The sequence below is a fragment of the Micromonospora sp. NPDC023633 genome, from assembly GCF_040640035.1.
Lineage (GTDB): Bacteria > Actinomycetota > Actinomycetes > Mycobacteriales > Micromonosporaceae > Micromonospora.
The window spans coordinates 1-11,459 of the sequence record NZ_JBFABB010000171.1 but is presented as its reverse complement, the minus strand read 5'-3'; the positions used below and the strand labels follow the sequence as shown (position 1 = coordinate 11,459).

Here is an 11,459-nt window from a genome sequence, read left to right as displayed (position 1 = left end):
GGACGCCGCGGCGGGGCTCGCCGCCGGGCGCGCGCTGCTGCGTCGCGGCCCGTCGCTGCTGGCCGTCGAGGTGGCCGGGGAGGGCAACGCGTTCGTCTGGCCCGACGGCGAGCTGTTCCTGCCGCTGAGCGAGACGCCCACCGTGGACGACACCGGCGCCGGGGACGCCTTCGTCGCCGCGCTGACCCTGGGCGTGCTGCGCGGCGAGCCCCGTGAGCGGGTCGCGCGGCACGCCGTCGCGGCGGCCGGCGCCACCGTGGGCCATCCGGGCGGTCGGCCCGCGCTGACGCCCGAGGCGATCCACGCGCAGCTCGACCGGATCCCGACCGGGTGAGCGGCGCTCACCGCACCGGAAGCCGGTAGCGGTGCTCACCGCCCGCCGCGGTGGTCAACCGGATCTCCCCGCCGCGCAGGTCGTACGTCACCGACCAGCGGGTGTGCGCCTGCCGGACGTCGCGGAGGATCCGGAGGGCCGCGGTGGCGTCCGCCGCGCCGCCGCTGCCCTCGAGTGCCTCGGCGACGATCCGGTAGCGGCGGTCCGCGCGGCGACGCTCCTCCGCGACGCCGACGACCGGCACGTTGGTCAGTGCCCGCCAGCCGCCCGTGCCTCGCTCGACCCGCAACCGGCCGTCGACGAACTCGACCACGGCCGAGGCTCCGCCGCGGTCGGCGATCAGGTAGTGCAGCGGCGGGCCGCCCGCGAAGTCCACGTTGTACCGCCGGAAGACCGCCACCGCCTCGTCGACCGTCGCCGCGCGGTCGAGCACCAGTCGCAGGACGCGTACCGAACCGACGGTGGCCCGGCCCGGATCGCGGTCGGCGCGGGCGCCGTCGTCCGCAGCGAGGCCGACCGCCAGGCCGCGCTCGTTCATGCCGTCGAAGGGCAGCAGCGGCGCATCGAGCAGCCGGCGGTCGCCGGCCGGGTCGGCGTCCACCCCGAGGTAGGACATGTCGACCACCGAGATGCTGGCGTACCCGTCCGGCGGATCGGTGCGCAGCACCAGCGCCGGATTGGCGTCCCAGTCGAAGTTGCGGGCGAACAGCGGCCGGTCGGGATCGCCGGCGGCGACGAAGAGCGAACACCCGAACGGCTCCGCCGCAGCGACGTCCGTGCCCACGGTCGGGTCGTACGCGCCGACATAGGTCATCTCGTACAGCGGTAGGTCGGCGACCTTGCGCAGGCTGGCCAGCGTCCGGCGGACCTGGTCGGCGTCCTGCCGGGACGCGGTCGTCGTGCCGGTCGTCGTCAGGGGCGCCGCGCCGGGCCCCGGGTCCGCGGTCGAGCAGGCGCCGACGGCCAGCACCAGGGCCAGGCCGGCGCCGAGGAGAGTTCTCCGCATGACCGTTGGACGCGGTGGCGGCGGCGGACGGTTGTCCACCGGGGAGGGTTTTCCGCCCCCGGGGCCCGGGTATCCCGGAAGACCTGACCGAGAGGCGGGTGACTGACATGAAGCGCAACCAGTACCACGTCGTGCCGAACGGCGGCGGCTGGAAGGTCGAGCAGGGCAACCAGGTCGTCGGCACGTTCGACACCAAGCAGCTCGCCGTCGAGGCGGGACGCCGGGCGGCGCACGGCAACGAGCCGAGCCAGCTCGTCGTGCACACCTCCGACGGCAAGATCGAGACGGAGTACACCTACCAGAACGACCCGTACCCGCCGGCCGGCTGACCGCCGCGTCCACCGTGGACACCACGGGCCCGACCCCCCTGCGGGGTCGGGCCCGTCGTCGCGGTGTGCGACTACCAGCTCAGGTAGCTGGGCTGGGTCTGCGCGTTCAGCTCGCGGTACCGGACGAGGTTCGCCGTCCAGGTCCGCCAGTCGGTCAGCTTCAGGACGTCGAGGCCCTTCTGCATGTCGTTGGAGTAGATGTAGCCGTTGTAGTAGTACGCGGACCAGGAACCGCCGCCGGTCAGCCGGTCGGCCGACAGCGGGCCCCGCTCCCAGAACGCGATCTCCTTCGGGTCGGCCGAGTCGGTGAAGTCCCAGACGGAGATGCCGCCCTGGTACCACGCCTGGACCATGATGTCGCGCCCGAGCACGGGGATCAGCGAGCCGTTGTGCGCCACGCAGTTCTCGGTGTCGGCGTTCGTCCGGGGGATCTTGTAGTAGCTGCGGAAGACCATCGTCCGGGCGTCACCGCGACCGGTCACGTCGTAGATGGCGTCGGCGCCCCGGTCGGGGCCGATGGTCTCGTTGCAGGTGGCCGCGCCGCCGCCGCCCAGCTCGTCGGTGAAGATCACCTTGGTGCCGGCGTTGTTGAACGTGGCCGAGTGCCAGAACGCGAAGTTGACGGTGTCGCGGACCTGGTTGATCAGCCGCGGTGCCTCCCGGTCCGAGATGTCCATCAGGATGCCGTCACCCATGCACGCGCCCGCCGCGAGGTCCTTCTCGGGGTAGGCGGTGATGTCGTGGCAGCCGGTGGTCGCCGAACCGCCGGGCCGACCCTGGTAGCCGCCGTCGGGAAAGAGGTTCGGGGAGGCCACCACCGCCGCGTCGGTGGGCGACTTCACCGGCACCTTGACGATGGAGATGGAGTCGTGCGGGGGCTGGCAGTCGGGGAACTCCGCCCGCGGGCTGTACGAGGAGACGTACAGGTAGACGGTCTTGCGGTCCTTGCCCGGCACGAGGGTGTGGGTGTGCGACCCGCAGGCCGTCTCCACCGCCTTGACGTAGCGCGGGTTGGCCTTGTCGCTGATGTCGAAGACCTTGATGCCCTCCCAGGACGCCTTTTCCGTCGCCGGCGCGCTGGTGCTGTTGCAGGAGTCGTCGCTGCGGGAGGAGTCGGTGGAGAGGAACAGCAGGTCGCCGTGGACGGAGATGTCGTTCTGCGACCCGGGGCAGTAGACCTGCGACACCACGGTCGGCGCGGTCGGCCGGGAGATGTCGTAGACGACGAAGCCGTTGTAGTTGCCGGCGAAGGCGTAGCCGCCCTGGAAGGCGAGGTCGCTGTTCGTGGCGTCCAGCGGCGCCTGCTTCGGCAGGTTGGCGACCTGCCGCAGGTTGGGGCTGCTGACGATCTCGTCGACGCCGGGAATGGTGTTGGCGGTGTCCACTGTGCCCGATGGCACGGACCGCGTCGCCACTCCGGCACTTCCCGGTGTGGCGGTGGCGACACTGGCGAGGAGAAGGCCGGCCGCGGCCAGGCTCACGGTGGTGAGCCGCCTGGCCCGCAGGGTGCGGAAACTGGTCATCGGCGACGCCCTTCGCAAGGGGATGGCGATTGCGCACACCTTACATTCCGATAAGTTCCATCGATGTGATGCACATCACATATAAGCTCGCCTGTCGATGTATAGCATCGCCATGACCTCTACCGGGGGGAGTGGCCCATGACCAACCGCCGCACGCGGGCTCTGGCCGTCGTCATATCCGCGCTCCTGCTCGCGGTGGTGGTGGTCGTCCTGGCCCGTTCCGGTGACGGCTCGGCCACGGCTCCGGCGGCACAGGTCACCGCCGGCGCCCCGACGTCCGCCCCGGCCGATCCGGACCGGCCCGCGGTGATCGTTCCCGGTCGGCCGGGCGAGGCCGCCGTGACCCGGCCGGCCGAGGAGTTGCGCGACGCGGCCACGTCCCGGCACAACTCGATGGACGTCTGGTTCGTCCGGATGATGATTCCGCACCACGCCCAGGCGCTGGAGATGGCGGAGCTGGCCCCCGACCGCGCCGCCGACCCGGCCCTGCGCGCCCTCGCCGAGCGGATCCGGGCCAGCCAGGGCCCGGAGATCGGCATGATGCGGGGCTGGTTGCAGGCCCGCGGCCTGTCCGCCGAGGTGGCCGGGCACGACCACGCCGGCATGCGGGGCATGCAGACGTCCGAGGCGATCAGGCAGCTCGCGGCGGCGCGCGGCGCCGAGTTCGACCGGCTCTTCGTGCGGATGATGACGGAGCACCACCAGGGCGCGGTCCAGATGGCCACGGACCTGCTCAAGGTCGGCGCCGACCTCACCCTGTCGGAGTTCGCCAACTCCGTCGCCACCGAGCAGACCGTCGAGATCGACCGGATGCGCGAGCTGCTGTCCTGACCCGGGCGGGCGGGCGGCCGGGATCGGGGCGGAGCGACCCGCTGACCTGCGGCACGTACGCTGGGTGACCGTGAACCGCACGATCTTCGGCCGCCCCCTGCGCGGCGTCGGCTTCGACGTCCTCGTCGCCGTAGCGGTGGTGCTCCTCGCCCTCGCCGGCCTGGCGAACCAGCCCGGCGGATGGAAGGCGACCCTGGTCGGCGCCGCGATGGCGGTGGCGTTGCTGTTCCGCCGGGCCCACCCGTCGGCGGTCGCCCTGGTCGTGGCGGCGCTCGCGCTGGTGCAGGTGGTCGCCGGGTGGGGGCCGCTGGCCTTCGACGTCGCGGTGCTGATCGCCCTCTACAGCGTGGTCAAGTACGCCGACCGGCTCCGCGACGGGGTCCTCGCCGGGATCGGCGCCGCCGTCGGGGTGGTGCTCGCCGGCCTCCAGACCCAGGGCGTCATCGCCTGGTGGGCGACGGCGATCTACTACGGCCTGGTCACCGGGGCGGTCTGGCTGGTCGGGCTGAACGTGCGGACCCGCCGGTTCTACGTGCTCAGCCTGGAGGAACGGGCCGCCACCCTGGAGCGGGAACGCGAGGCGGAGGCGCGCGCCGCGGTCGCCGGGGAGCGCACCCGCATCGCCCGGGAACTGCACGACGTGGTGGCACACAGCATGGCCGTGATGATCGTGCAGGCCGACGGGGCGCGGTTCATGCTCGACCGGGACCCGGAGACCGCCCGCCAGGCGGTCAAGGTGGTCGCCGACACCGGCCGGCAGGCGCTGGAGGAGATGCGCCGGCTGGTCGGCGTACTGCGGGAGCCCAGCCCGCCGGACGCGGGGGCCGGGCCGGGCGCGGCGGGCGAGCCCGACGGCGCCGGGGTGGCCGCCGACCCGGAGCACCGCCGGCTGGCGCTGGCCGAACTCCCCGCCCTGCTCGACCGGTTCCGCGCCGCCGGACTCCAGGCGCGGCACACGGTCACCGGGGAGCCGACGCCGATGCCGCCGGGGCTGGAGCTGACCGTCTACCGGGTGGTGCAGGAGGGGCTCACCAACGCGCTGAAGCACGCCGGGGTCGGCGCCGGCGTCGAGGTCACCGTCGCCCAAGCCGAGGACGCAGTGGTGGTCCGGGTCGTCGACGACGGGCGCGGCCGGCCCCCGGTCAGCCCGGCGCCGTCCGGCGGGCACGGCCTGGTCGGCATGCGCGAGCGGGTCGGCGTGTACGACGGCGCCCTGACCGCCGGGCCGCGACTCGCCGGGGGCTGGCAGGTCGAGGCGCGGCTACCGCTACCGTCGACGTCCGGAACGACGGAGGTGACGGCGGCATGACGGTCCGCGTGGTGATCGTGGACGACCAGGCGCTGGTCCGCGCCGGTTTCCGGATGGTGCTGGACTCCCAGCCGGACCTGGAGGTCGTCGGCGAGGCGATCGACGGCGCCGACGCCCTGCGGCTGCTGGCCCGCGTCGAGGCCGACGTCGTGGTGATGGACGTCCGGATGCCCACCATGGACGGGGTGGAGGCGACCCGCCGGATCTGCCGGGACCGTCCCGCCGGATCACCCCGGGTGCTGGTGCTCACCACCTTCGACACCGAGGAGGACGCGTTCGCCGCGCTCCAGGCCGGCGCCAGCGGATTCCTGCTAAAGAACGTCCCGCCGGAGGAACTGCTGGCGGCCATCCGGGTGGTCGCCCAGGGCGACTCGGTGGTCGCCCCGTCCATCACCCGGCGCCTGCTCGACCGGTTCGCCGGCCGGCTCGGCCCGGGGCCCGCCGAGGATCCCCGGATCGGCCAGCTCACCGAACGCGAGCGGGAGGTCCTGCTGCTGGTGGCGCAGGGCCTCTCCAACGCCGAGATCGCCACCCGGGTGCACGTCGCGGAGGCCACGGTGAAGACGCACGTCGGACGGATCCTCGCCAAGCTCCAGCTCCGCGACCGGGTGCAGGCCGTGGTGCTGGCGTACGAGACCGGGCTGGTCACCCCCGGCGGCTGAGCCGATCTACGACCCAGGTCGTACGGGCCCACCCCGTCAGGGACTCCCCAGGTCGCAGCGGGATCACCGCGTGCGGGTGGACGCGGCCGGGCTGGCGGCGCCCATAGCGTCGGAGACGTCCCAGCCACGATCTGCACGGGGAGCTCCACGTGTCCGTCGCACCTCCCGCCCACGCCGCCGCCGGCGTCGCGGTCACCGCCCGCGGCCTGTCCAAGCGGTACGGCTCCGGCCAGGCCGCCGTCGTCGCCCTCGACGGCGTTGACGTCGACTTCGCCGCCGGTCGCTTCACCGCCATCATGGGCCCGTCCGGCTCCGGCAAGTCCACCCTCATGCACTGCCTCGCCGGCCTGGACCGGCCCACCTCCGGCAGCGTGCGCATCGGCGACGCCGAGCTCGCCCGCCTCGACGACAAGCGGCTCACCCTGCTGCGCCGCGACCGGGTCGGCTTCGTGTTCCAGAAGTTCAACCTGCTGCCGGCGCTGACCGCCGAGGAGAACATCGTGCTGCCCCTGGCGATCGCCGGCCGGCGGCCGGAGCGGGCCTGGCTGCGCCAGGTCGTCGCCGCGGTGGGGCTCGCCGATCGGCTGCGCCACCGTCCCGCCGAGCTCTCCGGCGGCCAGCAGCAGCGGGTGGCGGTGGCCCGCGCGCTGATCACCAAGCCGTGGGTGATCTTCGCCGACGAGCCGACCGGCAACCTGGACTCGCGCTCCGGCGCCGAGGTGCTGCGCCTGCTCCGCGAGGCCGTCGACACCCTCGGCCAGACGGTGATCATGGTGACCCACGACCCGTCGGCCGCCGGGCACGCGGACCGGGTGGTCTTCCTCGCCGACGGCCGGCCGGTACGGGACCTCACCGCGCCGACCGCCGAGCGGGTGCTCGACGCGCTGGCCGGCCTCGACCCGGCGCGCGTGCCGGCCGCCGGCAGCGAGGCGGTGGCCCGGTGATCCGCACGACCCTGCGCCAGCTCCGCGCCGAGGCGCTGCGCCTGATGCTCTCGTCGCTGGCCATCGTGCTCGGCGTCGCGTTCATCGCCGGCACGCTGATCTTCGTCGACGGGATGCGGGCCGGCGCGTACGACCGGGCCGGGGCGTTCGACCGGCACACCGACCTCGCCGTCCACTCCGCCACCGACGACCCGCTGCCTGCCGCCCTGGTCGAGAAGGTGCGCTCCCTCGACGGGGTCGCCGCCGCCGAGGGGGAGCTGCTCGGCTCCGGCGGGATCGTCGGCGCCGACGGCCGCCCCGTGCTCGGCTACGCCGTCCTCGCCGCGATCCCCGTGGACCCGGCGCTGCGCTCGTACGACGTGGTGGCCGGCCGGCTGCCCGACCGCCCCGGAGAGGTGGTGCTGGACGCCGAGACCGCCGAGGAGGAGGGCTTCGCCCTCGGCGCCGCGGTACGCGTCGGCGGCGGCGGGGGAGCGGCCCGCCCGTACACGCTGGTCGGCACGGTCGACGTGGCCGGCACCTCCCGCGACGTCGGCGGTCCGTTCATCGGCCTGGTCGGCGCGGACGCCCTCGCGGTGACCGGCCAGCGGGGCTACGACCGGATCATGGTGGCCGCCCGGCCCGGCGCGGCCGAGGGGGCGCTGGCCGAGCGGGCCGCCGAGGTTGCCGGCGCCGGCGCGACCGTCAAGACCCGGCAGCGCATCCTCGACGACGCCGTGACCGACGCGGTCCGCGACCTGAAGCAGTTCAACATGGTGCTGCTGACCTTCGCCGGGGTCGCCGTCGTGGTCGCCGGCTTCGTCATCGCCAACACCTTCGCCATCGTGCTCGCCCAGCGGACCAGGCGGACCGCGCTGCTGCGGCTGGTCGGCGCGACCCGGGGCCAGCTGTTCCGCGCGGCGCTGCTGGAGGCCGCGCTGGTCGGGCTGGTCGCCTCCGCGGCCGGCGTGCTGATCGGCGTGGCCCTGGCCGGCGGCATGAACCAGCTGATGACGCGGCTCGACGCGCCGGTCTTCGGCGGGCTCACCGTCACCGGGCCGACCGTGCTGGTCAGCCTGCTGCTGGGCACGGCGATCACGATGGGCGCCGCCCTGCTGCCCGCGTGGCGGGGCACCCGCGTCGCCCCGGTCGCCGCGCTCACCGACGCGGCGGTCCAGCCCGCCCGGGGCGCCGGCCGGCTCCGGCTGACCGTCGGGGCGCTGGTCTTCGCCGCCGGGATCGCCGCGCTGGTCGGCGCCGCGTCCGCCGTCCAGGTGGTGCTGGTGGCCGCCGGCGGCGTGCTCACCTTCTTCGGGATCGTGCTCTTCGGCCCGGTGCTCGTGCCCGCCCTGGTCCGGGTGCTGGGGTGGCCGGCCCGCAGGCTGTTCGGGGCCACCGCCGCACTGGCCGTGGCGAACGCCGTGCGCAACCCGCGCCGGATCGCCGCGACCGCCACGGCCTTGGTGATCGGGATCGGTCTGGTGTCGGCCTTCGTGGTCGGTGCCCGCAGCACCAAGGACGGCATCGAGCGCAGCGTGGACGCCGAGATCGGGGTCGACTGGCTGGTCACCGGGATCGGCGGGGACCTGCCCGCGCCGCTCGTGACCGAGCTGCGCGCCCGGCCCGAGCTGGCGGTGGTGCACGAGCAGCGTGCCGCCGTCGCCGCCGACGTGCAGATCCAGGCCGCGCACCCCGCCCTGGTCGGCCGGACGCTGACGGGTGTCGTGGCGGGCGAGGTCGACCGGCTGGGGCCCGGGTGGGTGCTGGTGCACCGGGAGCTGGCCGAGGCCCGGGGCTGGACGACCGGCTCCACCGTGACCGTGCGCGGCCGGTCGTTCCGGGTGGCCGCGGTCGTCACCGCCGACGGGCCGACGCTCGCCGGCAGCCCCGTCCCCGCCGGTCACGTGATCGACGTGGTGGACGCCGACTTCGCCGCCCTCTTCCCCGACGAGCGGGGCTACCTGGCGGAGATCGACCCCGCCGACGGGGTCTCCGCCGGTCAGGCCCGGGCCGCCATCGAGGCGGTGGTCGCCCGGTACCCGACGGCGAACCTGATGGACCAGGGCGCGTACAAGAAGATGCTCACCGCCACGGTCGACATGCTGCTCGCCTTCGTCACCGCGCTGCTGGGCCTGGCCGTGGTGATCGCGCTGGTCGGGGTCGCGAACACGCTGAGCCTGTCGGTGGTGGAGCGGACCCGGGAGAACGCCGTGCTGCGGGCGGTCGGCCTGACCCGGGGTCGGATGCGCGCCATGCTGGCCGTCGAGGCGGTGCTGATGGCGCTGGTCGGCGCGGTGCTCGGGATCGGCCTCGGCACCGGCGTCAGCGCCGCCACGATGGCCCTGCTGGCCCGGATCAGCGGCGACTTCGCCGTCGTGCTGCCGGTGGGGCAGCTCGGGATGATCCTCGGGGTCGCGGTCGTGGCCGCCCTGGTCGCCTCGGTGCTGCCGGCCCGCCGGGCGCTGTCCCGGCCGGTCGTCGAGGCGCTCGGCGACCAGTGACATCCGCCGGCCGGTCCCGTCGCCCGCCGAGGCGGCGGGACCGGCCAGCGGTGCCGGGTCTACAGGCGCTCCACCACCGGGCCGACACACCGGTTGCGGGTGTCGAAGACGTACCGGGCGTGCCGGGTGACGAGGTCGTAGTCGAAGTCGTCGTGGTCGGTGACCACTACCACCGCGTCCGCCGCCCGGACCTCCCGCTCGGTCAGCTCCACCACGAGCACGCCGCCCGGGATCTGGTGCGGCTCCGCGTACGGCTCCACCGCCCGGACGTCCGCGCCGAGGGCCTGCAGGCGCCGGGCGACGTCGACGGCGGGGGAGTCCCGCATGTCGCCGGTGTTCTTCTTGTACGCCAGCCCGAGCAGCAGCAGCCGGGCCCCGCTGACGGTGCGACCGGTCCGGTTCAGCCCGTTCATGATCCGTTGGGCCACGTGCTCGGGCATCTCGTGGTTGACGTCGTTGGCCAGCTCGATGAACCGGAACTGCCGCCCGAGGCGCCGCTTGACCTGCCAGGACAGGTAGCACGGGTCGATCGGCAGGCAGTGCCCGCCGACCCCCGGGCCGGGCCGGAACGGCATGAAGCCGAACGGCTTGGTCTCCGCCGCCTCGATCGCCTGCCACACGTCGATGTCGAGGTGGTGGGAGAGCATCGTCAGCTCGTTGATCAGCGCGATGTTCACCTGGCGGAACGTGTTCTCGATGAGCTTGGTCAGCTCCGCCACCCGGGTGGAGTCCACCGGCACGGTCCGTTCCACGAGCCGGCGGTAGAACCCGTCCACCCGGGCGAGCGCGACCGCGTCCATCCCGGAGACCACCTTCGGGGTGTTCTCCAGGCGCCAGGTCCGGTTGCCCGGGTCGATCCGCTCGGGGCTGTAGCCCAGGTGGAAGTCGCCCGGGCTGCGCAGGCCGCTGGCCGACTCCAGCAGCGGCCGCAGCAGCTCCTCGGTGGTGCCGGGATAGGTGGTGGACTCCAGGATCACCGTGCAGCCCGGCCGCACGTACGGGCCGATGCCGACGCCGGCCTGCTCCACGAAGCTGAGGTCGGGCGTGCCGTCGCGCAGCGGCGTGGGCACCGTGATCACGCAGATGTCGAAGCCCTGCGCGTCGGTGTACGCCGTGCTCGGCCGGTACCGGCCGCTGCCCAGCGCCCGGCCCAGCCGGTCGGCGGGGATGTCCTCGACGAACGACTCGCCCGACGCGAGCCGCTTGACCCGGTCGGAGTCGACGTCCAGCCCGACCACGTCCAGGCCGGCCTCGACGGCCCGCATGGCCAGCGGCAGACCGACGTACCCCTGGCCGATCACGACCAACTTCTCAACGCTCACCCGGACTCCCGAGGCAGACTACGGAAAGAACCTGCTTGGGAGCCTAGAGCGATCTCTGTGCCCGTAAGTCCGGTTTGGGATTATCGGTGCCTCTGAGGCGAGCGCAGCGTCAGGAGAGGACCACGCGGGGCAGCGTCGGAAGGGCGCGCGGGCCGGCCGGGCGGGGGCGGGACCGCGCCGACCGGCACGCGTCGCGCGGCGGCCCCACCGCGGTGGACGGGGCCGGTGCCGGGTCAGACCACCGGCGGGTTCTCCGGCTCCTCGGGCGGCGTGGTCTCCGTCTCGGTCGGCTCCACCGGCGGCGTGGTCTGCGTCGGAGGGCTGCTGCTGGGCGTCGGCTCCGGCGCGTCGTCGGTCTTGGTGGGTTCCGGCGACTCCGGAGCCGCCGACCTGCTCGGCTGGGGGGAGACCGGGGGCGCGGTGGCCGACGGCGAGGGGCTGGAGGTGGAGCCGGCGGGCCGCACGGGTCGGGCGGGGTCGACGGGGGTGTCGTCCTGCTCCGCCGGCGCCTCGACGCTGCCGCTCGGCTCGGCGGCCGGGGTGGTGGCCTGCGGCACCTTGACCGCCGGCGCGTCGGCCCCGCTGGTCATGCCGAGCGCCGCGCCGAGAGCCCCCAGCGCCACCAGCACCGCCGCCGCCGCGCCGACGAGGGTGCCGCGTCGCTTCCGGCGGGCGACGGTCGCGGCGACCGGCGCGTCGGTGCGGGTGCCCCGGTCGAC

At 74.3% G+C, this 11,459-nt stretch carries 10 protein-coding genes and 1 pseudogene; 7 read left to right on the top strand and 4 right to left on the bottom strand.

The genetic code is table 11. The features are described from left to right. The coding region (locus AB0G13_RS31605) for a PfkB family carbohydrate kinase (protein WP_357882349.1) at nucleotides 1–334 on the top strand (334 nt) is incomplete at its 5' end. A 7-nt stretch (nucleotides 335–341) separates the two neighbouring features. Here AB0G13_RS31605 and AB0G13_RS31600 read toward each other — a convergent pair. Continuing rightward, a complete protein-coding gene (locus AB0G13_RS31600; protein WP_357882346.1) occupies nucleotides 342–1,340 on the bottom strand; it encodes a linear amide C-N hydrolase in 999 nt (332 codons plus the stop codon). A gap of 107 nt (nucleotides 1,341–1,447) precedes the next feature. Here AB0G13_RS31600 and AB0G13_RS31595 point away from each other — a divergent pair, with 107 nt between their 5' ends. Beyond that, a complete protein-coding gene (locus tag AB0G13_RS31595) occupies nucleotides 1,448–1,669 on the top strand; it encodes a DUF2188 domain-containing protein (RefSeq protein ID WP_121398663.1) in 222 nt (73 codons plus the stop codon). Nucleotides 1,670–1,740: 71 nt separating this feature from the next. Here AB0G13_RS31595 and AB0G13_RS31590 read toward each other — a convergent pair whose 3' ends face one another. Beyond that, complete coding sequence (locus AB0G13_RS31590) at nucleotides 1,741–3,192, bottom strand: hypothetical protein (protein ID WP_357882344.1); 1,452 nt, start codon at nucleotides 3,190–3,192, stop codon at nucleotides 1,741–1,743. A 138-nt stretch (nucleotides 3,193–3,330) separates the two neighbouring features. On the opposite strand from AB0G13_RS31590, the gene AB0G13_RS31585 reads away from it, so the two are divergent. From AB0G13_RS31585 to AB0G13_RS31565, 5 genes are all read left to right on the top strand, one after another. Continuing rightward, a complete protein-coding gene (locus AB0G13_RS31585) occupies nucleotides 3,331–4,023 on the top strand; it encodes a DUF305 domain-containing protein (protein WP_357882341.1) in 693 nt (230 codons plus the stop codon). A 64-nt stretch (nucleotides 4,024–4,087) separates the two neighbouring features. Further along, nucleotides 4,088–5,332 carry a histidine kinase gene (locus tag AB0G13_RS31580; protein WP_357882338.1) on the top strand — a complete coding sequence of 415 codons (1,245 nt, stop codon included), beginning with the start codon at nucleotides 4,088–4,090 and terminating at the stop codon, nucleotides 5,330–5,332. After that, entirely contained in the window at nucleotides 5,329–5,994 is a 666-nt protein-coding gene (locus tag AB0G13_RS31575; protein ID WP_357882335.1) for a response regulator transcription factor, read from the top strand. The genes AB0G13_RS31580 and AB0G13_RS31575 overlap by 4 nt, the downstream gene beginning before the upstream one ends. A gap of 149 nt (nucleotides 5,995–6,143) precedes the next feature. Beyond that, nucleotides 6,144–6,938, top strand: coding sequence for an ABC transporter ATP-binding protein (locus AB0G13_RS31570; RefSeq protein ID WP_357882332.1), 795 nt, complete (start codon nucleotides 6,144–6,146; stop codon nucleotides 6,936–6,938). Beyond that, a complete protein-coding gene (locus AB0G13_RS31565; protein WP_357882329.1) occupies nucleotides 6,935–9,418 on the top strand; it encodes an FtsX-like permease family protein in 2,484 nt (827 codons plus the stop codon). The genes AB0G13_RS31570 and AB0G13_RS31565 overlap by 4 nt, the downstream gene beginning before the upstream one ends. Before the next feature lie 59 nt (nucleotides 9,419–9,477). On the opposite strand, the gene AB0G13_RS31560 is transcribed toward AB0G13_RS31565, so the two are convergent. Further along, nucleotides 9,478–10,740 carry a nucleotide sugar dehydrogenase gene (locus tag AB0G13_RS31560; RefSeq protein WP_357882326.1) on the bottom strand — a complete coding sequence of 421 codons (1,263 nt, stop codon included), beginning with the start codon at nucleotides 10,738–10,740 and terminating at the stop codon, nucleotides 9,478–9,480. 233 nt (nucleotides 10,741–10,973) lie between these two features. Then, a pseudogene (locus AB0G13_RS31555) lies at nucleotides 10,974–11,459 on the bottom strand (serine/threonine protein kinase); the annotation flags it as partial.